Source organism: Dactylosporangium sp. NPDC005572 (assembly GCF_040605515.1).
Taxonomy (GTDB): Bacteria; Actinomycetota; Actinomycetes; order Mycobacteriales; family Micromonosporaceae; genus Dactylosporangium.
In genome coordinates this window covers 36,666-59,722 of the sequence record NZ_JBEXCY010000035.1, presented here as the reverse complement: position 1 = coordinate 59,722, position 23,057 = coordinate 36,666, and the positions used below count along the sequence as shown (strand labels likewise).

17 protein-coding genes are annotated in these 23,057 nt (G+C 71.7%); 6 read left to right on the top strand and 11 right to left on the bottom strand.

The window, feature by feature from the left end:
• The first annotated feature begins 80 nt into the window (after positions 1 to 80).
• Genes ABZS66_RS19740 through ABZS66_RS19730 form a run of 3 tightly spaced genes read left to right on the top strand, consistent with a single transcriptional unit; the run spans position 81 to position 3,032 of the window.
• A complete protein-coding gene (locus ABZS66_RS19740; protein WP_354759544.1) occupies positions 81 to 1,202 on the top strand; it encodes an acyl-CoA dehydrogenase family protein in 1,122 nt (373 codons plus the stop codon).
• A 20-nt stretch (positions 1,203 to 1,222) separates the two neighbouring features.
• Complete coding sequence (locus ABZS66_RS19735; RefSeq protein ID WP_354759542.1) at positions 1,223 to 2,242, top strand: acyl-CoA dehydrogenase family protein; 1,020 nt, start codon at positions 1,223 to 1,225, stop codon at positions 2,240 to 2,242.
• A gap of 28 nt (positions 2,243 to 2,270) precedes the next feature.
• Positions 2,271 to 3,032 carry an enoyl-CoA hydratase-related protein gene (locus ABZS66_RS19730; RefSeq protein WP_354759540.1) on the top strand — a complete coding sequence of 254 codons (762 nt, stop codon included), beginning with the start codon at positions 2,271 to 2,273 and terminating at the stop codon, positions 3,030 to 3,032.
• 25 nt (positions 3,033 to 3,057) lie between these two features.
• Here ABZS66_RS19730 and acnA read toward each other — a convergent pair whose 3' ends face one another.
• The 10 genes from acnA to ABZS66_RS19680 are packed head-to-tail and all read right to left on the bottom strand — an operon-like array spanning position 3,058 to position 14,732.
• Positions 3,058 to 5,664 (bottom strand): aconitate hydratase AcnA, encoded by a 2,607-nt coding sequence (gene acnA, locus ABZS66_RS19725; RefSeq protein WP_354759538.1) that lies wholly within the window; start codon positions 5,662 to 5,664, stop codon positions 3,058 to 3,060.
• Positions 5,654 to 5,986, bottom strand: coding sequence for a putative quinol monooxygenase (locus ABZS66_RS19720; RefSeq protein WP_354759536.1), 333 nt, complete (start codon positions 5,984 to 5,986; stop codon positions 5,654 to 5,656). The genes acnA and ABZS66_RS19720 overlap by 11 nt, the downstream gene beginning before the upstream one ends.
• The gene (locus ABZS66_RS19715; protein WP_354759534.1) at positions 5,986 to 7,008 is read right to left on the bottom strand and encodes an Ldh family oxidoreductase; all 1,023 of its coding nucleotides are present in this window, start codon (positions 7,006 to 7,008) and stop codon (positions 5,986 to 5,988) included. Before ABZS66_RS19715 ends, ABZS66_RS19720 begins: the two co-directional genes overlap by 1 nt.
• Positions 7,005 to 7,622, bottom strand: coding sequence for a 3-oxo-tetronate 4-phosphate decarboxylase (gene otnC / locus ABZS66_RS19710; RefSeq protein ID WP_354759532.1), 618 nt, complete (start codon positions 7,620 to 7,622; stop codon positions 7,005 to 7,007). The genes ABZS66_RS19715 and otnC overlap by 4 nt, the downstream gene beginning before the upstream one ends.
• The gene (gene otnK / locus ABZS66_RS19705; protein ID WP_354759530.1) at positions 7,619 to 8,878 is read right to left on the bottom strand and encodes a 3-oxo-tetronate kinase; all 1,260 of its coding nucleotides are present in this window, start codon (positions 8,876 to 8,878) and stop codon (positions 7,619 to 7,621) included. The genes otnC and otnK overlap by 4 nt, the downstream gene beginning before the upstream one ends.
• Positions 8,875 to 9,540: a hypothetical protein gene (locus tag ABZS66_RS19700; protein WP_354759528.1), complete on the bottom strand. Its 666-nt coding sequence runs from the start codon at positions 9,538 to 9,540 to the stop codon at positions 8,875 to 8,877. Before ABZS66_RS19700 ends, otnK begins: the two co-directional genes overlap by 4 nt.
• 4 nt (positions 9,541 to 9,544) lie before the next feature.
• Positions 9,545 to 10,621: an isocitrate/isopropylmalate family dehydrogenase gene (locus ABZS66_RS19695; RefSeq protein ID WP_354759527.1), complete on the bottom strand. Its 1,077-nt coding sequence runs from the start codon at positions 10,619 to 10,621 to the stop codon at positions 9,545 to 9,547.
• A 30-nt stretch (positions 10,622 to 10,651) separates the two neighbouring features.
• On the bottom strand, positions 10,652 to 11,776 hold the full coding sequence (locus tag ABZS66_RS19690) for an ABC transporter ATP-binding protein (RefSeq protein ID WP_354759526.1): 1,125 nt from the start codon (positions 11,774 to 11,776) through the stop codon (positions 10,652 to 10,654).
• The gene (locus tag ABZS66_RS19685) at positions 11,769 to 13,538 is read right to left on the bottom strand and encodes an iron ABC transporter permease (protein ID WP_354759524.1); all 1,770 of its coding nucleotides are present in this window, start codon (positions 13,536 to 13,538) and stop codon (positions 11,769 to 11,771) included. The genes ABZS66_RS19690 and ABZS66_RS19685 overlap by 8 nt, the downstream gene beginning before the upstream one ends.
• Before the next feature lie 30 nt (positions 13,539 to 13,568).
• The gene (locus ABZS66_RS19680) at positions 13,569 to 14,732 is read right to left on the bottom strand and encodes an extracellular solute-binding protein (protein WP_354759522.1); all 1,164 of its coding nucleotides are present in this window, start codon (positions 14,730 to 14,732) and stop codon (positions 13,569 to 13,571) included.
• Positions 14,733 to 14,897: 165 nt separating this feature from the next.
• On the opposite strand from ABZS66_RS19680, the gene ABZS66_RS19675 reads away from it, so the two are divergent.
• The 3 genes from ABZS66_RS19675 to rraA are packed head-to-tail and all read left to right on the top strand — an operon-like array spanning position 14,898 to position 17,268.
• Positions 14,898 to 15,590, top strand: a complete 693-nt coding sequence (locus tag ABZS66_RS19675; RefSeq protein WP_354759520.1) for a GntR family transcriptional regulator — start codon at positions 14,898 to 14,900, stop codon at positions 15,588 to 15,590.
• A 50-nt stretch (positions 15,591 to 15,640) separates the two neighbouring features.
• Positions 15,641 to 16,762, top strand: a complete 1,122-nt coding sequence (locus tag ABZS66_RS19670) for an MFS transporter (protein WP_354759518.1) — start codon at positions 15,641 to 15,643, stop codon at positions 16,760 to 16,762.
• A 23-nt stretch (positions 16,763 to 16,785) separates the two neighbouring features.
• A complete protein-coding gene (gene rraA / locus ABZS66_RS19665) occupies positions 16,786 to 17,268 on the top strand; it encodes a ribonuclease E activity regulator RraA (RefSeq protein ID WP_354759516.1) in 483 nt (160 codons plus the stop codon).
• Positions 17,269 to 17,276: 8 nt separating this feature from the next.
• Here the strand turns inward: rraA and ABZS66_RS19660 are convergent, their stop codons facing one another.
• Positions 17,277 to 22,706 (bottom strand): AAA family ATPase, encoded by a 5,430-nt coding sequence (locus tag ABZS66_RS19660; protein WP_354759514.1) that lies wholly within the window; start codon positions 22,704 to 22,706, stop codon positions 17,277 to 17,279.
• Positions 22,707 to 23,057: the final 351 nt, after the last annotated feature.

Genomic DNA, 23,057 nt, shown 5'->3' with positions numbered 1-23,057 from the left:
GCGTTGACTGGCCCGGAACGTTCTGTCTACGCTGCCTTCATACGCCGGCACGGCGGTGCAAGAAAGGTGGCTCCATCACCGTGGACGATCGGAAGCTGCGCGCCGAGGTCCGAGCCTTCGCCGTGCGGACCATGGCGGCGCTCGGCCTGCGTCCCCGCTGCGACTCGTGGATGGTCTCCCATTCGCCGGAGTTCAGCAGGGCCCTGGCGGCGCGGGGGTGGGTGGGGATGACGATGCCGTCCGAATACGGCGGACATGACCGGTCGTTCCTGGAGCGCTACGTGGTCAACGAGGAACTGCTGGCCCTCGGTGCGCCCGTCGCGGCGCACTGGTTCGCCGACCGCCAGGTCGGACCCTCGGTGCTGCGGCACGGGACCGAGGAGCAGCGGCGCCGGTACCTCCCGGGCATCGCCGCCGCCGAGCGGTACTTTGCGATAGGCATGTCCGAGGCGGACAGCGGCTCGGACCTCGCCGCGGTGCGCACCCGCGCCACCGAGGTGCCCGGCGGGTGGCGGCTCAGCGGCGCCAAGATCTGGACCAGCCATGCCCACCGTGCGCACAGCATCCTGGTGCTGGCCAGGACCGACCCGCCCGCGGAGCGCCGGCACACCGGCCTGTCCCAGTTCCTCGTCGACCTCGACCTCGACGGCGTGGAGGTACGGCCGATCGCGACCATGGACGGCGAGCACCACTTCAACGAGGTCGTCTTCCACGACGTGCTGCTGGGCGAGGATGCGCTCCTCGGCGCCCGCGGCAGGGGCTGGGAGCAGGTGACGGCCGAGCTCGCATACGAGCGCAGCGGTCCCGAACGGTTCCTGTCCACCATGCCACTGCTGCGGGCGCTGATGCGCGAGGCCGACTGCGCCGGCCCGGCAGTCGGGTCGCTGCTGGCCGAACTGCGCAGTGTGCGGGTGCTCTCCTACCAGGTCGCGCAGATGCTCGACCAAGGCCGGGTGCCCACGGTGCGGAGTGCCCTCGTCAAGGATCTGGGCACCCAGCTCGAACGCCGGGTGGTCGAGGTGGCCTGCTCCCTTGCCCCGGTCCGGCCCGATCCGCACTCGGCGGACGAACTGCCCCGGCTGCTCGGTGAGGCGCTCCTGCACAACCCCGATCGGACGCTGCGCGGCGGCACGAACGAGATCCTGCGCGGCATCGTTGCCCGGGATCTGGTGGGATCATCCGCCGGAAGGCTGGTGCCCTAGTGACCGGTGCAGTGCGCCAGGTGGTCGAAGGGCTCCTCAGCGACCGGCCGCAGGAGGTTCCCGGCCAGGGCTGGGACGAGGAACTCGGCCGGCAGGCGACGGACGCACTCGCCGATGCGGGCTGGCTCGGGGTCGGCCTGCCGGAGAAGCTCGGCGGCGAGGGCGGCGACCTCGCCGACGTCATCGAGATCGTGGACGCGGTGGGCAGCATCGGCTGGCCATCACCGGTGGCCGACCAGTTGTTGATCAGCAACGGACTGCTCGAGCACGCCGGCGTGGCACGGCCGTCGAGGTACGTCGTCGTTGTCCCGGCGCTCGGCTCCGCCAACGCCGACGGCGTCACAGTGACGGCGGATGCGGTCCCCTGGGCGCCCTGGGCGACGCACCTCGTCGTCGTCTCCCCGGCCGGGGAGCGCACCGCCACGCTGAGCCTCGTGGAGCCTGGGCACGCGCACCTCCGGCCGGGCCGCACCCTGCCGGGCGCACCCTTCGCGGAGGTCCGGCTCGACCGGGCGCCCGCGCTCTCGACCACCGTCGTCGGCACCGCCGCCACCGACCTGATCGGCTTCGTGCGGAGCCTCGGCTCCCTGAGCCGGGCCGTCCAGTCCCGGTCCGCGCTGCGCCGCATCCAGGAACTGACGCTCCAGCACGTCCGGATGCGCGAGCAGTTCGGCCGCCCCTTGTCGGCCTTCCAGGCGGTGCAGCAGCACGTCGCCGCCCTCGCCGGCGAGGCTGCCGCGGCCGAGGCGGCCATCGGTCAGGCGATCGACGGCATGACCACCGCCGCCGATGTCGTCGACGGTCCCCGGCTCGCCACCGCCCGGGTCCGCGCCGCGACCGCCGCCAGGGAGGTGGTGCGGCTGGCGCACCAGCTGCACGGGGCCATCGGCATCACGCGCGAGTACGAGCTGCACCGGCACACCCTGGCCCTGCTCGCCTGGCGTGCGGAGTTCGGCACCGAGCGGGAGCATGCGGTACAGCTGGCCGAGGCGGCCGCCGCCGCACCCGACCTGTGGTCATGGCTGCTCGACGAGTCCTGACCGCCCGTCCACGATCCCGGAGGGCCCGATGCCCGAGCTCGTAACCGTCGAACGCCACGACGCGGTCGCCGTACTCACCCTCAACGACCCGGACCGCCGCAATATCCTCAGCTCCGGTCTCGTCGCCGCGATCGGCGCGGCGATGGACGAGCTGGAGGCCGACCCGCAGGTCCGGGCGGTCATCGTGACCGGCGCCGGCTCCGCGTTCTGCGCGGGCGCCGAGCTGGCCACCCTCGAGCGGGCGGCCGACGGGGACTTCAGCCTGATCCGCGAGGTCTACGGCGGCTTCCTGCGGGTCCTGCACTCGCCGCTGCTCACCGTCGGCGCCGTCAACGGAGCCGCCGTGGGTGCCGGCTTCAACCTGGCGCTGGCCTGCGACATCCGCTTCGCGGCCGACTCGGCCCGCTTCGTGTGCCGGTTCAATGAGCTCGGCATCCTCCCCGGTGGTGGACACACCTGGATGCTGACCCGCGCGGTTGGCGTGCAACAGGCGATACTGGGCGTGCTGCTCGGGGAGGCCTGGGATGCTCCCGCTGCCCTCCGAGCCGGATTGGTGCTCGACGTCGTGTCGCCCGACCGGCTCGTTCCGACCACACTCCAGCGCCTGCAGGGCCTGGTCGACCTCGACCCGGAGTACGTCCGACGGCTCGTCAGCATCGTCCGCGACGCCTCCGATCTGTCCCGGCATGCCGACGCCCTGGAGCTCGAGGCCGCCAACCAGGAGTGGTCCGTGGGCCAACCAGCCTTCCTCGATGGGCTCGCTCGGGTGAAAGCCTCCATCCGCCGATGAGCCCCGGCCCGGCAGGGCTGCGTTGCTACCGGTTGCGCAGGGTCCGGCGCAGGACGTAGGGCAGGATCCCGCCGTGGCGGTAGTACTCGACCTCGCGTGGGGTGTCGAGGCGTACCCGGGCGGGGAACGTCGTATGCCCGGCGTGCACGGTGACGGTGTCGGGGACCGCGTCGACCAGTCCGGCGATGGTGAAGGTTTCGTGGCCGGTCAGGTCGAGGATGTCGGCGTTGTCGCCGTCGAGGAACTGCAGCGGCAGGATGCCCATGCCGATCAGGTTGGAGCGGTGGATGCGTTCGAAGGACTCGGCGAGGACGGCGCGGACGCCGAGCAGGGCCGGGCCTTTGGCGGCCCAGTCGCGGGACGAGCCGGTGCCGTACTCCTTGCCGGCCAGCACGAGCAGCGGTACGCCGGCGGCCCGGTGGGCCGCGGCTGCGTCGTAGATCGTGGCGAGGGATCCGTCGTGGACGGTGTAGCCGCCCTCGGTGTCCGGCACGAGCTGGTTGCGGAGGCGGACGTTGGCGAAGGTCCCGCGCGTCATCACCTCGTGGCTGCCGCGGCGGGACGCATACGTATTGAGGTCGAAGGGCTCGACACCGAGTCCGCGCAGGTACTGCCCGGCCGGGGTGTGCGGCGGGATGGCGCCGGCGGGTGAGATGTGGTCGGTGGTGACCGAGTCGCCGAGCTTGACGAGGACGCGGGCGCCGACGATGTCCACCACGGGACGCGGTTCGGGCGTCATGGCGTCCAGGTAGGGCGGTCGACGCAGGTAGGTCGATGCGTCGTCCCAGGCGAACGTCGCGCCCTGCGGGGCGGGGAGTTGCTGCCACCGGTCGTCGCCGGTGAAGACGTCCGCGTAAGCGCGAGCGAACATCGTCGGGTCCAGCACCGCGTCGATGATGTCCTGGACTTCGCGGGGGCTTGGCCAGACGTCGCGCAGGTGCACCGGTTCTCCGGTGTGGTCGATGCCGAGTGGTTCGGTGGTCAGGTCGATGTCCATGGTGCCGGCCAGCGCGTAGGCGACGACGAGTGGCGGTGAGGCGAGGTAGTTCATCCGTACGTCGGGGTTGATGCGGCTGTCGAAGTTGCGGTTGCCCGACAGCACCGCGGCGACGGCCAGGTCGTGATCGTGGACGGCCCGCGTGAGCGCGGGGATGAGTGGTCCGGAGGCGCCGATGCAGGTCATGCAGCCGTATCCGGCGAGGTGGAAGCCGAGCGCCTCCAGGTGCGGGGTGAGGCCGGCCTTGTCGAAGTAGTCGGTGACCACGCGGGAGCCCGGCGACAGGCTGGTCTTGACCCAGGGCTTCGTGCGCAGCCCGCGGGTGGCGGCGTTGCGGGCGAGCAGCGCCGCGGCGACCATCACCGAGGGGTTGGAGGTGTTGGTGCAGGAGGTGATGGCCGCGATGGCCACACTGCCGTGGTCGATCCGATGGGTGCCGCCGTCGAGCTCGACCGTTGTGGGGGTGCTGGGCCGGCCGACGGTGTCGCGGAATGCGGCCTTGGCGCGGTCGAGGGGCACGCGGTCCTGCGGCCGGCGGGGGCCGGCCAACGACGCGACGACGGTGCCCAGGTCGAGGTCGAGCGTCTCGGTGTACCGCGGGACGGCGCCGGGCTCGTGCCACAACCCCTGCTCCTTCGCGTACGCCTCGACCAGCGCCACGTTCGTGTCCGGGCGGCCGGTGAAGCGCAGGTAGCGCAGGGTCTCGGCGTCGATCGGGAAGTACGCGCAGGTGGAGCCGAACTCGGGGCTCATGTTGGCGATGGTGGCCCGGTCGGGCAGCGTGATCTCGGCGATCCCGGGGCCGGAGAACTCGACGAACTTGCCGACGACGCCGTGCCTGCGCATGAGCTCGGTGATGGTCAGCACCAGGTCGGTGGCGGTCACCCCGTGCGGCAGCGTGCCGTGCAACCGGACGCCGACGACCCGGGGAATGCGCATGGACAGGGGCTGGCCGAGCATGGCGGCCTCGGCCTCGATGCCGCCGATGCCCCAGCCGAGCACGCCGAGGCCGTTGACCATGGTGGTGTGCGAGTCGGTCCCCAGGCACACGTCCGGGTAGGCCCGGCCGCCGTCGGCCACGACGACGCGAGCGAGGTGTTCGACGTTGACCTGGTGCATGATGCCGGTGCCGGGGGGAACGACGGCGAAGCCGCGCAGCGCGGCCCGGCCCCACTTGAGGAACCGGTAGCGTTCGGCGTTGCGCGCGTACTCGAGTTCCGTGTTGCGGGCGAGGGCGTCCGGGCGCCCGAACACGTCGGCGATGATGGAGTGGTCGACAACGAGCTCGGCGGGGATGGTCGGGTTGACGCCGGCGGGGTCACCGCCGAGCGCGGCGACCGCGTCGCGCATCGCGGCCAGGTCGGCCACGGCGGGCACACCGTTGGTGTCGTGCAGGAAGATCCGGGCCGGGTGCAGGTCGATGGCGTGCTCGAACGATGCCGGCTCGCCCCAGTCGAGCAGCGCCCGGATCTGGCCTGCGGTGACGAACGCACCGTCCTCGTGGCGCAGCAGGTTCTCCAGCACGATCCGCAGGCTGTAGGGCAGGTCGGGCGGGGCGACGCCGGCCAGCCGGTGGATGGCGTACCGGCTGTCGCCCACGGTCAGCGTGCCGGCCGTGCCGAAGCTATCTCCCATGACCGTCGCCTTCCGGGATGTCCCGAGGAAACACGGGGACGCAGAACGTGTTGACGTGGCCGCCCGAGCGCACCAGCCGGGCCGCGGCCTCCCGCCAGACGGCGTAGTGCGGCGCAGCGCGATGCTGCTGGTAGAAGGCGTCCTGGTCGGTGTAGATCTCGTACAGCACGAAGCGGTACGGGTCGTCGACCGAGCGGTGCACGTCGAAGCGCAGGCAACCGGGCTCGTCGCGGACGGACGCGCGGGCGTTCACACCGATCGCGTCCACGAATTCGTCGACGTGCTCCGGGTGGACGTCGAGCGTGACGATCACGGTGAACATCAGGCGGCCTCGAACGGGATGCCGCAGGACGCGCCGAGCTCCCGCAGGTCGTGGAGGGTCTTGTCGGGCAATGACAGGCTGCCGGCGGCGGCGCGGTCCTCGATCTCTCCGGGGTAGAAGATCTCGTCGGTGCCCGGCGCGAGCGGTACGGCCTTGGTCGTGGCGATCAGGTCGTCGACGCGCAGGGCGTAGTCCCCGGCCTCCATGAGGGCGTCGATCCGGATGGCCAGGGCGAGGTGGCCGCAGCCGCTGCGCTGGTCGGGGATGTACGGGCCGGCGACGCCGGCGGCGTAGGAGCTGCCGGTGAGGACGCCGGAGAGCAGGTCCATCATGAACGCTATGCCGTACCCCTTGTGGCCGGCCATCGGCAGCAGGATGCCGTCGATCGCCGCGCGCGGGTCGGTCGTCGGCACACCCTTGGCGTTGGTCGCCCAGTCGCCGGGGATGGCCTCGTCGCGCTGCAGCGCGGCGTAGATCTTGCCGCGGGCCACATGCGTGTTGGCGATGTCGAGGACGACCGGGCCGTGGCTGCCGCCCGGCGCGGCGATGGACCAGGGGTTGGCGCCGACGGTCTTGACGCGCCCGCCCCAGGGCGCCATGGCCGGGCTGCCGTTCGTCGTCAGGATGCCGATGCAGCCGGCGGCGGCCATGCGTCGGGTCCAGTATGCGGCGGTACCGAAGTGGTTGCTGTTGCGGACCGCGACGACACCGACGCCGTGCCGTTCCGCGCGCCGTACGGCGTCCCGGCATGCCGCGTCGGCGATCACCTGCCCGATCCCGTCGCGTCCGTCCAGGACGGCCATCGCGTCGCCGTCGACGACGGTGACGGGCGCGGTGACGGGCGTCATGGCGCCGGACCGGATTCTGGCGACGTACCAGCCCAGGCGGAGCATGCCGTGCGACGGGTGGCCCCACCGGTCGGCGGTGACCAGGCTGTCGGCGACGAGCCGGGCGTCAGGCTCAGGCACGTCGACGGACTGCAGCACGCGGGCACCGAAGGTGGTGAGGTGTTCGGGGTTCATCGGATGGCCCTTTCGGTCAGGTCGGTGACCTGTTGCGGGGTGAGCGGCCTGGTGTGGTGTCCGCGCAGGAGCAGGTACAGGCGGGCGGTCTCCTCCAGTTCCTCGATGGCGTCGGCGGCGGCGGCGAGGTCGGCGCCGGCCACGATCGGGCCGTGGTTGGCCAGCAGGAACGCGTGGTGGGTGGCGGCGACCTTCTCGGCCGCCGGACCGAGGGTGGCGTCGCCGGGCGCGTGGTACGGCAGCAGCGGGAGACCGCCGACGCGCATCACGTAGTAGGCGGTCAGCGGCGGCAGCACATCGTCGGGGTCCAGGCCGGCCAGGCAGGACACCGCGACCGCGTGGGTGCTGTGGAGGTGCACGACGGCACCGGCCGACGGCCGGGCGCGGTAGACGGCGGCGTGCAGGAACGCCTCCTTCGAGGGTGCCGGTCCTCGCACGTGCCGGCCGGTGACGTCGACGGTGGACAGCGCGCCGGGGGTCAGCGTGCCCAGGCTCGCGCCGGTCGGGGTGACGAGGATGTCGTCGCCGTCGCGGACGCTGATGTTTCCGGTGCGGCCGAACGTCAGCCGCCGGGTGAACAGCGAGCGGCCGAGGTCGACGATCTGCTGCCTCACGCGGTGGTTCCTTTCATGGCGCGTACGAGCAGGTCCGGTGCGCCGAAGTTCCCGGACTTCAGCAGGAGGGCGAGGGCCGGCCTGCCGGTCGTGCGGCACCACGGCACGCCCCGGTCCTCCTCCGAGGCGACCAGGACCGAGGTGACGCCGAGCGCCGATACGACGGCGCCGGAGGTCTCGCCGCCGGCCACCGCGATGCGCCGGACGCCGGCGGTGACCGCCGCTCGGGCGACGGCGCCGAGCGTCGCTTCGAGGATGCCGGCCGTGTCCGGGCCCATCGCCGCGATGCCGGCCTGCCGCTGCGCGGCGGGGGCGGACGAGTAGACGAGGACCGGGCCGTGGTGCAGGTTGTCCCCGAGCCAGCTGGTCGCGCTGGCGAGCAGCCGCTCCGGGTCCGGTGTCGCGGCCGGGTCGAGCCGGTGGGAGGCGAACACGGCGCGGGCGGCGTCGACCTGAGCGAGGGTGGCCGCGGAGCAGCTGCCGGCGAGCACGATGCCGGGCCCCTCGGGCAGCTCGACCCGCTCCGCCCCCTCGGCCACGGCCGTCCCGGGGGCGGTGACCGCGCCCAGGGCGCGCCCGAGTCCCGCCCCGCCGGTCAGCATCGCGCGGCCCTGACCGGCGGCGGCGACGGTGTCCAGGTCGCTGTCGCAGGTGGCGTCGACGACCACATGCCGTACGCCCCGGCCGGCCAGTGCGCTCAACCGGTCCCGGACCGGTTCCACGCCGGCGCGCACCACGTCGAGCGGTAGCAGCCCGACGGGGTGCGGGGTCTGACGGCTCATCAGGGTGACCAGGTTGGACTCGGTCATCGGGTTGAGGGGGTGGTGACGCATGGGCGAGTCGGACAGCAGTGTGTCGCCGACGAACAGGTGTCCTTGGTACGTGGTGCGTCCGTGTTCGGGAGACGCGGGACCGATCACTGCGAGGCGTCCGCCGTCCGCGTCGAGCAGCGCATCGGTGACCGGACCGATGTTGCCCTCGTCGGTGGAGTCGAACGTCGAGCAGTACTTGAAGTACAGGTGCCGGACGCCGCGGACGGCGAGCCAGTCACGGACGGCCAGTGACTCGCGCACCGCATCCGCGGCCGGGACCGTGCGGGTCTTGAGCGCCACCACGACGGCGTCGCACGGCGGCAGCGTCTCCTGTGGGCCGGGCGGGCCGAACCGCAGGACCGTGCGGAGCCCGACGCGGCGCAGGGCCGCCGCCACGTCGGTGGCCCCGGTGTAGTCGTCGGCGATGCACCCCAGCGCGGTCATCGCGACCGCCCGCCGGCGAGTGCGTCGCGGAGCACGTCGGCGGCCAGGTGGGGTGGGCTCAGCACAGGTACCGGCACCGCGGCGCTGACCGCGGCACAGGCCGGGCTGACCGAGTACTGGCCGAGCACGATCAGGTCGGCCCCGGGCGCCACGCGACGGGCCGCGGCGACGAGAAGGTCCCGCAGCCGGGCGGTATCGTCGGCACGGCCGGCCGCGGCGGCCCCGTCCACGACGACGCCGTCGACGTGGACGGCCGGGTTCTCGAGGAAGTCACGCAGCCGGGTCACGGTGTCGGCCACCCCGGTTGCCAGCGGTCCCAGGACGGCGACGCGGGGTGGCCGGTCGGCGCGGATCCGGGCGAACATCGCCTCGTCGGAGGCGTACACCGGCACCGCCCAGTCGGCGTCCCGGGTCACGGGCCCGTACATGGAGCAGGTCAGCTGCACGGCGTCGGCCCCGCCGCCGACGGCGTACCGGATCAGCTCGGCCATCCGCTGCCGCAGTCCCGGGGTGAGCCCGCCGGCGGCGTCGGCCTCGGTGATGAGCCGGTCGTCGAGCAGGTTCCACAGCTTCGCGTCCGGGAACCGTTCGGAGAACGCGGCGTGCGCCGGCGACATGGACGCGGGTGTGGCGTGGATGAGGGCGACAGTGGGAGCGCTCATCGGGTCAGCCCGCCCGGAGCGCGTCGGCGACCGCCGCGGTGAGCTCGGTGGTGGTCGCCGTCCCGCCCATGTCCCGGGTGCGGACGCCGCCGCGCACGGCCGCCTCGATGCCCCGCTCGAGCCGGGCGGCGGCGTCGCCGGCCGCCGGGTCGTCGTGCTTCGCCGCCAGCCAGCTCAGCAGCATGCCGCTGGAGAGCATCATCGCGATCGGGTTGGCCAGGTTGCGGCCGGCGATGTCGGGGGCGGACCCGTGGGCGGCCTGCGCCATCGCGCGGGTGTCGGAGGCGTTGATGGACGGTGCGATGCCGAGCGATCCCGCGACCTCGCCGGCGAGGTCGGACAGGATGTCGCCGAACATGTTCTCGGTGACGATGACGTCGAACCGGTCGGCGCGGCGTACCAGGTGGACGGTCATGGCGTCGATGTGGAAGTCGTCGACGGTCACGTCCGGGTACGCCGTGCCGACCTCGCGGCACACGTCGCGGAACAGTCCGGTGGTCATCTTGAGCACGTTGGCCTTGTGCACGATGGTGAGTCGCTTGCCGCGGCGGCGGGCCAGTTCGAACGCCTCACGGGCGATGCGCTCGACCGCCGGGCGAGTGATGATGCCCAGTGCGACGGCGACGTCCGGGGACGGCATGAACTCGCCGGTGCCGGCGTAGGTGCTGCGGTCGGCGTAGAAGCCTTGCGTGTTCTCCCGGACGATGACCAGGTCGGTGCCCGGGACGATGGCGTTGCCGGCCTCGAACGCCTTCGCCGGGCGGATGTTGGCGAACAGGTCGAAATGCTTGCGGATGGTGCCGCTCGGGTTGAGCTTCGAGCGGTGCGGCTGCGGGTATGCGGCGCTGTCGTGCGGACCCAGCAGCCACCCGTCGAGTTCGGCGAGCGCGGCGAGCGTCTGTGGTGGTACGGCGTCGCCGTGTTCCTCGATCGCCGCGGCGCCGAGTGGCAGCTCGACCCACGAGATCGGGTCTGCGCCGGCGGCCGCGCACGCGGCGTCGACGACCTCGACGGCGGCGGGCACGATCTCCGGTCCGATCCCGTCGCCGTGCAGGACGCCGAGGGTGTAGCTGGTGGCCATGAGGGTCCTTCCGAGGCTGGTGTCGCGGTTTCAGGCGGTGAGGGTGAGCAGTTCGTCGGCCTCCGGGGAGGGCACCGCCGCCGTGGGGTAGAGCAGGGCGGCCTCGGGACGGAAGGTGAGCCTCGCGGTGCCGGTCAGGCCGCCGTGTGGGCTTTCGACCTGGACGACCTGGGCGCCGAGCTTGACCTGGTAGTCGTACCGGGAGCCGACGTACGAGCTGGTCAGCACCTCGGTCGAGAGCACGTTGCGGGCGCCGGCCTCGGCGGCGGGCAGCACTTCCAGCCGTTCGGGCCGGATCGCCACGGTGACCTGCTGACCGGCGGTGACGTGCTGGTCGGTGGTCACCTCGATGACGTCGCCGCTGCACTCCAGCCGGACCCGGCTGCGGCCGTCACGGTGCTGCTCGACGTGGCCGGCCAGGAAGTTGCAGCGGCCCACGAACGCCGCCACCTTCGCGGTCGCGGGGGTTTCGTAGATGTCCCGCGGCGTGCCGACCTGCAGCATCGCGCCTGCTGACATCACCGCGATCCGGTCGCTGAGGGCCAGGGCTTCGTCCTGGTCGTGGGTGACGTAGACGGTGGTGATGCCGAGGTCTTCCTGCAGCCGCTTGAGCCACGCCCGCGCCTGCTCCCGCAGTTTGGCGTCCAGGTTGGACAGTGGCTCGTCGAGCAGGAGCACCGAGGGCGAGTAGACCAGCGCCCGGGCCAGCGCGACCCGCTGCTGCTGGCCGCCGGAGAGCTGGTGCGGGTAGCGGCCGCGCAGGTGGGCGAGCCCGACCTTCTCCAGGGCCTCGCTGATCCGGACCGCCCGGTCCTGCTTGCCGGCTCTGCGCAGCTTGAGCGGGAGCGCCAGGTTGGCCTCGACGGACATGTGCGGCCACAGCGCGTACGACTGGAAGACCATGCCGAGGTTGCGTTCCTCGGTGGGGAGGAACACCTTCCCGTCGATGTCGACGAACGTGGTGGGGCCCACGGTGATCCGGCCGCCGGTCGGTCGTTCCAGGCCGGCGATGCAGTTCAGCGTGGTGGACTTGCCGCACCCGCTCGGGCCGAGCAGCGTGAAGAACTCGCCGTCCTTGACGGTGAAGCTGACCTGCTCCAGCACGGTCGTGGGTCCGAACCGTTTGACCAGGTTGGTGACGGTGACCTCAGGCATCGTTGTGCCCCTTCGTGAGTAGCCCGGCGATGCCGACGAACGCGGCCGTGATGGCGATCTGGAGGGTGGCCAGCGCGGCCACGGAGCCGGTGTTGCCCTGCACCCAGAGCTCGAGCATGGTGGTGCCGATGACGTTGGAGTCGGCCGACTTCAGGAAGATCGCCGGCGAGTACTCCTTGAGCATGGTCACGAACGTGAGCACCATCGCGCCGACGAACGCCGGGGTGAGCAGCCTGCCGAGGATCCGGGTGAAGGTCAGCAGCCAGTCGGCGCCGGAGACCCGAGCGGCCTGGTCGAGCTCCTGGCCGATCTGCATGATCGATGGTGCGATCGAGCCGAATCCGCTCGGCAGCGCCCGTAGCCCGAAGCCGATGATGATCGCGATCAGCGTCCCCTGGATGACCCCGCCGAGCCCGAACGGGGCGTAGGCGAACGCCCAGAACAGCCCGACGCCGACGATGATGCCCGGCATCGCCTGCGGGGCGAGCGACAGGTACTCCACCGTGCGGGCGAACCGGAAGCTGGAGCGCCGGGCCACCACCACGGCCAGCACCGCGACCGCGCTGACCACGACGGCTCCGACACCGGCCACGATGAGGCTGTTGTAGATGGACTGGATGTAGGCGTCGTACTGGAAGATGCGTTCGTAGTTGGTGGTGGTCAACGTCTTGAACGGGGACTGCAGTGGGGTGAACACGAGCGTGAACGAGCGGAACACCAGCCCGCCGATCGGCAGCAGCGCGCCGAGCACCACGTAGCAGCCGATGGCGGCGACGCTGACCCACTTGAGCCAGCCGATGTCCAACGGGCGGGGTCGGGTGGCCTTGCCGCGCACCGACACGAACCGGCGGGCGTGCCTGAGCAGTTTGGCCTGGACGGCGACCAGGCTCACCGTCACCACCAGGATGATCGTCGAGGCGGCGCCGAGGATGCCGTAGCTGGGATTGATGGACTGCAGGCCGTTGCGGTAGAGGAAGGTGGAGAACACGTCGATACCGACCGGCTGGCCGTACAGCAGCGGCACGCTCAGCGTCTCCACCGACATGCTGAACACCAGGATCGAGCTGTACACGATCGGCGGCCGCAGCAGCGGGACGACCACCGAGAGCAGGATACGCAGCGGGCCGGCCCCGCACACCTGCGCGGCGCTCTCCAGCGACGCGTCACTCTGGCGCAGCGCATTGGCGCAGAACACGTACGCGATCGGCGCCAATGCGACCGCCTCGGTGACCGCCATGCCGGGAATCGAGTAGAGGTTCCACGGCACGGAACCGACCAGCTGGCGAACCTGGACGCTGACGAACCCGGCCGGCCCGTACATCGTGATCCAGCCGAAGCCCAGGATCAGCGACGAGATGAAGAACGGCCACTGCATCGCCGCGGCGAACACCCGCCGGCCGGGCAGCTTCGTGCGCACCACGACCACGGCCATCGGCACGGCGATCAGCAGCGTCAGCACCGTGGTGCCGACCGCGAACAGCGCGGTGTTGAGCACCACCCGGCCGAAACCGGCCTCGGTGAACAGGTGCACGTAGTTGTCCGCGGTGAAGATACCGCCGGCCTCGTACAGGGGCCGATCCAGCACGGACTGATACAGGGTGGGTACGACGGGCGCCAGCACGAGGATCGCGAGGAAACCGAGCGTGGCGTACTGTATCCAGACCTCCCGGCCGACGCCGAGGGGGCGCCGGTACCGGGGCCGGCGCGCCGACGGATCCGGCGCGGGGGTGGGCGGCGGGGTCGCGGTGGCGAGCGATGTCATGTCGTTCCGTTCTTTGTCTGCGTCACCGGGTCAGCGGGCCAGCAGGCCGTTCCAGCGGTCGACGAACGCCTTCTCGTCGCCATCGGACACCAGCGCGTACTTGACCAGGACCACGTTCTTCTCGCCGACCTTCTCGACGATCTCCTGGTAGGTGTGCAGGCCCTTGGCGCGCTGGACGCTGTCGCGGTAGGAGGTCAGGCCGCCCTCGGCGACCGCCCGCTGACCCTCCGCGGACAGCACGAAGTCCACGAACAGCTTGGCGGTGTTCGAGTGCGGCGCCTTCGGCGCGATGCCGATGCCGCGCGGCAGTACCACCGTGCCATCGTCGAGGAACGTCACCTGGAACAGTCCGCCGCTCTTGTCGACCACCGGGTACGCCGGAGCGCCGCTGATGAAGAAGCCGGCCAGGTACTCCCCGGCGAGGATCTTCTCGGTCTGCGTACCGGACGAGGTCTCCGGCCGGGCCAGGGGCAGCAGCGTCTCCAAGCTGTTCCACGCGGCCGGGTTCGCCTGGGTGTAGGTGTAGGAGACGGTGAACCCGAAGGCGCCCTTCACGTCACGGGTCGTGATCTTGTTGTTGAACTTGCCCGGGTCCGCGGCGACGATGTCGGCCAGGCTCTTGAGCCCGGTCGGCGCCTTCGGCATGAGCGAGGTGTTGTAGGCGATCGTCATCGGGTCGGTCGACATCGCGTAGACGTTGGGCATCAGCGTCGCGAACGGCGGCAGCTTCGGCAGCTCCGGCGACTGGTATGCCAGCAGCCGGTCCGCGCCTGCGACGTACTCCGCCCACGCCTGCGCGGCGTTGGACACCAGCAGGTCCGCGGGCGAACTGCCGGTGGCCTGCTCGGCGAGCACCCGCTGGAAGACCTCGTCGCTGTCCAGGTTGTTGGCGTTGATCTTCTTGACCCATGGGTACTTCTTCTGGAAGTCGCGGAAGATCGGCGCCCAGTTCTCCTGGTCGGTGTTCGAGTAGATGGTCAGCTCGCCGCCCTCGTTCTTGGCGGCGGCGATGATGTCGGCGTATGCCGGCGGGTAGTAGTCGGGGGCCGTGCCCTCGGCGATCTGGTTCGGCGGAGGGGCATCGTCGGTGCCGCCGCACGCGCCGAGCCCTCCGGCGGCGACGGCGGCGAACGCGGCGAGCATCTGCCGCCGACTCGGTGTCCAGGTGCGGAGCGCGGGGGTGTCGTTGCTCATCAATTTACCGCTCCTTGACGTGGGGGAAACGTCTGCGATGGAGACCCAAGACTGTAGGTTATAAGCTATGTCCGTCAAGAGGGGCGGCGGCCTCGGCTCGTAAAAACCGCGGGAGAGCCCAGGCGCAAGGGTCATGTAGGCTATAGCCGGACCAGGGGAGGTTAGATGGTTGGGCCGGCCGAGCCATTCACCACGAAGAGCGACTTCGCGTACCTGACGCTGCGGAACATGATCCTGTCCGGCGAGCTGGAGCCGGGTGCGACGCTGAACCAGGCGACGCTCGCCCCGGCCATCGGCGTGAGCACCACGCCGCTGCGTGAGGCGCTGCGGCGGCTCAAGTCGGAGGGCCTCGTCGAGCTGGACGCCCACCGCGACGCCCGGGTCGCGCCGTTGACCGCCGAAGAGGCCCGCGACATGCTGGAGATCCGCCGCTCGCTGGACCCGCTCGCCGCTGCCCTGGCGGCGGAGCGTCGCACCCGCGACGACCTCCGGGAGATGCGTGCCGCCGCCGAGGGGGTGCAGCCGTTGCGCAGCGACCCGGAAGTGTTCGACCTGGTCGCCCACCGGCGCTTCCACACCGCGATCTACCTCGCCTCGCACAACGAACTGCTGATCAGCACGCTGGACGGGCTGTGGGACAAGGCCGACCGGTATCGCAGGCTCGGTCTGGTCGTCGAACGGAGCCAGGCCGAACGCGACCAGAAGGCAGCCGAGCATGCCGCGCTGCTCGAGTGCGTCGTCGCCGGCGACTCGGACGGCGCGGCAGAGATCATGCGGGTGCACATCGACACCAGCCTCGGCGCCAAGGCCGCGTCGCAGCTCGGCGCGCGCCCGGCAGCGGCGACGTCGCGGCCCTGACCTCGGGCATGCCAGCGCACCCTGGGCGGGGCCGGACCCAGATCGCAGCGTTGCTGACACATACGGTGCTGGTGCAGGCGGTCACGTTCGTGCTGCGACCCACCACCACCTACCGCGCCATCGAGCTGCACGTGCCCGCGCTATGGCTCGGGCTGCTCTCGGCGAGCTTCGCCGCCGCTCCCCTGCTGCTCGCCGTCCCCACCGGTCGAGCGGTCGACCGGCTCGGTGAGCGCCGGGTGCTCGTGGCAGGCTCGGCGCTGCTCTGCGCCAGCGCGGCCACGTTCCTGCTGCTCGGGCAGACCGTCACCGGCCTGGTCGCCGCCAGCGTCATCCTCGGCACCGGCCACCTCTGCGCCATCGTCGGCCAGCAGGCGCTGGTCGCCAACAGCAGCGCCGCACACCGCTACGACACGGCCTTCGGCCACTACACCTTCGCGGCATCGCTGGGGCAGGCGATCGGGCCGGCGCTGATCCTGGCCTTCGGCGGCGACCGGGCGGTCCCGCACACCGGTGCCATCTTCACCGGCACCGCCCTGCTCGCCACCGTCCCGCTCGCCGTCGCGTTCATGCTGCGACCGCCGGAGCGGTCCGCAGCGTCCCCGGGCGCCGAGCGAACCGGTGTCCGGGACCTGCTGCGCCGTCCCGGCCTGCTCCGCGTCCTGACGATCAGCTGCGTGGTCCTCGCGGCGGTCGACATCACCCTCACCTACCTGCCCGCACTCGGCGTCGAACGGGGCATCCCGTCCGGCGCCATCGGCATCCTGCTCACCTTGCGCGCGGCGGCCTCCATGATCTCGCGGCTCTTCCTGGGCCGCCTCGCGGGCGCGCTGGGCCGGCGCCGGCTGCTCCTCGGCAGCATCGGGCTGGCCGCTGTGAGCCTGGCCGTCGCGGCGGCACCCATGCCGCTGTGGACACTGGCGATCCTGGTCGCCGCCGCCGGACTCGGACTGGGGGTCGGCCAACCGCTCACCATGTCGTGGCTCGCCGAGTCGAGCCCACCCGGCCTGCGCGGACGCGCGATGTCACTCCGCCTGATCGGCAACCGCTTCGGTCAGGTCCTGCTTCCCGGCGCCGCCGGGTTGCTCGCCGCCGGCACCGGCGCCGGCGGCGTCCTCGCCCTCACCGCCGCCGGCCTCGCCGCGGTGGGTGTGGCCGCCCGACGCCTGCACTGACCCGACGACCAGCGGAGAACACCATGCCCGACAGCGTTCCCCAGTTCACCACCGCCGACCTGTACGACGAGTACGGCGAGCAGCTCGGCTCCTGCGACCTCCAGCTCCAGCAGTACGGCGGCGTCGCGCGGTTCCACGGCCGCGCCGTCACGGTCCGATGCTTCGAGGACAACGCCCTGCTGAAGTCCGTGGTGTCCGAGCCGGGCGCCGGTCGGGTACTCGTCGTCGACGGCGGTGGTTCCGTCCACCGCGCCCTCATGGGGGACATGATCGCCGCCATCGCCCGTGACAACGGTTGGAGCGGCGTCATCATCAACGGAGCGGTCCGCGACGTGGCCGTACTCCGCACCCTCGACATCGGCATCAAGGCGCTCGGCTCGAATCCCCGCAAGAGCACCAAGACCGGAAGCGGTGAACGCGACGTGGCCGTCACCTTCGGGGGTTGCGCATTCGCCCCCGACAGCCAGGTCTACAGCGACGACGACGGCATCGTCGTGCTGCAGTAGCGGCGCCGCTACTGCAGTTCCGGCCCGCTGTCCGCGGCGGTGAGCGGAAGCTCCACCCGCAGGCTGGTCCCGGCGCCGCGCGGGCTGTCGAGAACGATCCGGCCGTCGAGGGCCTCGACGCGATCCTTGAGGCCGACGAGGCCGGTGCCGCGGGTGAAGTCGGCGCCGCCGACGCCGTCGTCGCGGACCGCGACGTGCAGGACGGCATCGCTCGGGTCCGTTTCGACGACGACGATGACGGATGAGGCGTGTGCGTGTTTGGCCGCGTTGGTCAGTGCTTCGGCGACGACGTAGTAGGCGCTGACCTCGATGTGTTCGGGCAGCTGTGCCCCGGCGCGCATATCGAGGTCGACCGGGACGGGCGAGCGGCGGGCGAGGGCGCGCAGCGCTGGGCCGAGGCCGCCCTCGGTCAGGATGGAGGGGTGGATGCCGCGTGCGATCTCGCGGAGCTCGTCCAGCGCGCCGGTGACGCTGGCGACCGCGAGGTCCAGCTCTGCGCCGAACTCGGGTGGCATGGTCTCCTGCGCCGAGCGCAGTTGGAGTGCCAGGGCGACCAGCCGCTGCTGGGCGCCGTCGTGCAGGTCCCGTTCGAAACGGCGTCGCGTCTGGTCGGCGGCCGCGACGATCCGTGCGCGCGACGCGGTGAGCTCGGCGCGGTTCTCGGTGTTGGCGACGGCGGTGGCGACGAGTTCGGTGAAGTCGGCCAGCCGCTGTTCGGCGTCCTGTGGCAGCCGTTCGTGCCGCGAGCCGACGCCGATGGCGCCCCAGACCCGGCCCTCGACCACGATCGGGCTGGCGACCGCTGAGCGGAGTCCGGTGCGGGTGTCGCTGCGCAGGTCGCGGCGCGCCGCGCGGCCGGTGGCCTGGACCGAGGCCATGGCCGAATGGGGGTCGGGTCTGCTGCGCGATCCCGGCTGGGAGCGCGCGAGCCCGTGGCCGCCCAGGACCGTCGTGTCCCCGTTCGGCTCGAAGCGTGCGATCGTGGTGCCGTCGGCGCCGAACAGCGCGCCGACCTCGTCGGCCACCGCGGCGAACACGGAGTCGGGCCGCATCCCGCGGGCGACCAGGGTCGCCACCCGCCGCAGGGCTGCCTGCTCGCCGGCGATTCGCCGGAACTCGGCGTACAGCTGGGCGTTGTCGAGGGAGACGGCGAGCTGGCCGGCGATGAGCTTGACCCCGTCGAGCCGCTCGGCGGTGAATGCGCCGCGGATGAGGCGGTTCTCCAGCAGGAGCACCGCCTGCAGCGTTCCGCGGCTGAGGATGGGCACGGCCAGCAGCGAGCAGCAGGTCACGGCGGAGAAGTACGGGTCGCGGGCGAAGCGGTCGTCGCGGGCGGCGTCGTCGACGACGAGCGGCGCGTGCATCCGCCGGGCGTATCGCAGCACGGACATCGGGACCGCGGATTCGTGGCCGGTGCCGAGGTCGGTGCTGACCGGGATGACGCGGCCGTCGCCGCCTGCTGCGGGGAGCAGCCAGGCTTGCCGGTCGTCGCTCCACAGCAGCAGATGTACGTCGGTGGCGCCGGTCATCGCGCCGAGCACGTGGGCGACCCGCGCGTGGAGCCCTTCGATGCTGGTCTCCGAGCTCAGTGCCTGTGACGCGGACAGGATGCCGAGCAGGTCGATCGTCCCGGTCGTGACAGTGGACCGGCTGTGGGAGCGGTCGCGGCTCTGGTCGGCGGGCGGTCGCAGGGTCGGGTAGGCCCAGTCGAGCTGGTCGACCTTCGCGGTCGCGCCCCATGCGAGGTACTCGCGGCGGGCCTCGGCCAGCAGCTCGTAGCCGATCTGGTCGACGCCGTGGGCGAGGCAGAAGCGGGCCGCGCGTTCGGTGATCAGGGCCCGGTGCCAGGGACGTTGGCGCTGGGCCACCGCGCGCCGCGCGGTGTCGAAGCCGAGGACGGCGGCGCGGAAGTCGCCGACCGCCCACGCGCGCTCCGCCTCCAGGAGCCGCAGCAGGTGCTGGAAGTTCTCCGGCGCGTCCGCGGCGCGTGCGGCCAGCCACTGGATCACCTCGTCCAACTCGGACAGCGCGGCGTCGCGCTCCCCGCCGTGGCCGGCCCGGGCCTGCCCGGCGAGGGCCAACCCATGCAGCAGTCGGGCCATTCCGATCGCGTAGAGGCCCTGGGCGCCGGCCGGTAGCAGCCGCATCGCCGCCGCGGCGTGCCGGGTCAGGCCGGTCGCATCGTCGAAGACGGCGGCGGCGATCGCGCTGTTGACCTCTGCCTGCAGCAGCGTCTGCGGGCTGCCGGCGTACCGGTTGAAGGATGCCGCCGCACCGGCCGTGGTGGAGCTCTCGCCGCGCAGCACCGCGGCCAGCCACCGGTACGTCTCGAGCCACTGGACGGTCTGTTCGCTGCCGGTACCGTGCACGAAGGCCAGCCCGGCCTCCAACTGGGTGACGTAGTCGTCCAGCGACGGTGCACATTCCAGCAGGCCCGCCACGGTCGGGTAGTAGGTGTAGCCGGCGTTGGCCAGGTCGCCTCCCGCGATCAACCCTTCGCGGGCTCGCTGAGCGGCCTGCACACCGCTTTCGACCGGTTCGAACCAGCAGCTCAGCATCGCGAACAGAAAGTACGTCTGCGAGGTGCCGGGCTCGTAGCCACGGGCTTCGCCCAGCGCCAGGAACCGCCGCAGCGTCCGGTAACCGGCGGCGTAGTCGCCGCGCACGGCGATGACGGCGCTGCCGGTGTGGCTCGCCGGGCCGAGGAGGGTACGGGCGGGGCCGTGCTCGATCCAGATCCGCAGCGCCTCCAGGCTCAGCCAGCTACCCATGGCCTGGTCGGCGGCAATGTAGGCCGCCGGCAGCACGGCGTTGATCAGACGGCTCGCGGCCAACAGGGTCGGTTCGGTGATGTCCGGCCGAGCAGCCTCGTCGGCGTCGTCGGCGTGCTCCAGCCACCGGGACAGCGCATCGAGCCGCTGGTCCAGCTCCAACTGGAGCCGGTCCGTGGCCGGTACGGCGATGCCGAGCTCACGCAGCGACTCGACGCCCAGTCCGATCGCCTCGGCAAGGCGGTTGCGGTGGGTGAGGCTGCGGGTCTGTACCGCCGTCGCGTCCGCGCACTCAAAGGCATTGCTGCACAGCGCCTCGATCGTGCGGTACTCCTCGTCCGCCTCCTCCAGGCGTCCCATGCTGTACAGCGCGGCATGGCGGCCGGTGCGCACCTCGACCAGCTCGGCCGTCGCAGCCGGGTCGACCAGTCGCAGCGCACCGTCCAGCAGCGCGTTCACCAGCGCGTAGTTCCCGATCAGTGTCGCCTGGTCGGCGGCGTGCCGCAGCAGGCCCACGACCACCCGCCGCTCGGCCGGGTCGTCGACCGCGTCGACCACGGGCAGGTACTGCTCCGCCGCGACCGCGTAGAGATCCGGCACGGTCGCGAGCCGTCGCGCCGTCGCCAATCGCGCGGCGCGCAGCCGATGCGGGCCCAGCCCGCGCAGGATCGCCTCGCGGATCCGGTCGTGGTGGAACCGCACCGCAGGACGCACCCCGGGCTCCACCACCAGGAGGCCGTCGTCGAGGGCGGGCGCCAGCCGCTGTTCCATCAGGTCCGCCGGTTCGGCGGTCGCGGTCTGCAACACTCCCAGTTCGACCCGGCCGCCGAGGCACGCCATCGCCTCCACCGTCTGCCGGGACGCCGGCGGTATGGCGTCGGCCCGCGCCGCCAGTAACCCGCTGACCTCGGACCGGCCCAGGTGCGCACGCACGGCCGCCCCGTCCCACCGCCACCCGGCAGCAGTCGCGATCAACAGGCCGTCGCGTCGCAGGGCGTTGAGCAACTCCACGATCTCGTACGGATTGCCGGCGGTGTAGGGGTCGATCACCTCGACCAGGCCCTCCGCCCTGACCCGGTCCACGCGGAGCGTCTCGGCAACCATGGCGACAGAGCCGGATGCCGGCAGGTTGACCAGCCGGACGTACCGGACGCCGGGCTGTTGGCGCCACCGGGACAGCGGCGCCGCCAGCGACTGCGCCGCGTCCACGTCGTCCTCGCGGTACGCGCCCACCAGCAGGAGACCCTGGACCGGCTCCTCGCCGAGCACGAGGTCGACGAAGCCGAGCGGGGTGCGCCCGGCCCACTGCAGGTCGTCGACGAACATCACCACCGGCCGCTTCCACGAGACGATCGCGCGCAACGTGTCGACCGCCAGGCGCTGTACCCGAACCTGTGCGGTCAGCGGATCCCCCGGATCGGGCGGCACGGCCAGCAGCGCCGCGAACTCCGGCGTTATCGCGGTCGCCAGACCCGCGTTCGAGCCGACCGCCTCCAGGATCCGCTCGCGAACCTTGCTGAGCTCTTCCTCCGGCTCCGCCAGCAACAGCCGACCCAATGCGCGGAACGCCTGACAGACCGCGTCGAACTCCAGATCCCTGCGGTACTGGTCGAACTTGCCCGCCACGAACCAGCCGTCCCGGCTCGTCACCGACGGTCGAAGCTCGTCAACCAGCGCCGACTTGCCCACCCCGGGCGACCCGCCGACCAGCACCCCGCGGCACCGGCCCGTCAACGTATCCGCCAACGCCTCCGACAGTGCTGCCACCTCGACGTCGCGGCCCACCAGCCGTGACGGGGGCAGCAGCCGCAGCGGAACATCGCGCACGCCGATCCGCACCGCGGCCGCTTCCGAGCGCTCGCCGGCATCGCGCAGGCGCTCCAGGTCGTAGACCACGCCCTCCGCGGTCTGGTACCGGTTGTCCGGCTCCTTCTCCAGCAGGTGCATGACGATCTCGGACAACGGCGTCGGCACCGCCCGGTTGACCTCCGCCGGCGGCACCGGTACCCGCGCCAGGTGATCATGCGTGAGCCGGAGCGGATCCCCGCAGCCGAACGGCGGCGCGCCTGTCGCCAGCTCGTACAGCGTGGCGCCCAACGCGTACAGGTCGGCTCGCTGGTCCACCGACCGGCCGGTCCGCCCGGTCTGCTCCGGCGCCAGGTACGCCAGCGTCCCCACGATCTCCGTGTGATGCGTGAACTCGGGACGGATCTCGGCGAACGGCGTCGCCAACGCAAAATCCACCAGGCACGGCGCACCGTCGCGGGAGAGCACGATGTTCGCCGGCGTGATGTCCCGGTGCAGCACACCCCGCCGGTGCATGCCCGCCACCGCCCGGGCCAACCCCACCGCCAGCCCGATCAGCTGCCCGGACGCCAGCGGCTTCGCCACCGCAGCCAGGCTCACCCCACCGGTGTCCTCCACCACGACCGACCCCGGGAACCGCGGCGCCTCCACCAGCTGCGCGACCCCCTCCACGCCGCGCAGCCGCTCCAGCATCGTCGACTCATGCCGCACCCGCCGCGGCGCGTCCGATCCCAGCGGCTCCTTGCGGATGACCGTATGCCCAGCGACTACCTGCCGAGTGACACGTGTGTATTCGCTCTCGTGCAGAACTTCACCCCGAATGGGCGGATCCCGGCCCGACAGTCCTCCGCTGGTCCCCATTCGACACCTCCACGCGCAGCTATGCCGGTCTTGCCCCTATTTGTGCGCGCGGGCGACCATTTACCCATATTAGGCCGGTCCAGTAGTCGCCCGATGGTGGCGCTGCATCCGGCCCGCGCGGTGGCGCCGTTTCGTACGCGTTACGGGTTGACCAAGTTTTGCGGACCCATTAGCGTGTGCACATCCCTTTAGAAAATCGGTTTTCTAAGGATTCCTTCGGAGGTCATCACCCGACAGGGGGTTAACGTGACGGCACAGCGATCCACGCTGGGGGCAACCCGGCGTAGCAGGGTCATCGCAGCGTTAGCACTTGCGATGAGTTTGACGGTGTTCATGAGTGCCTGCGGCGGC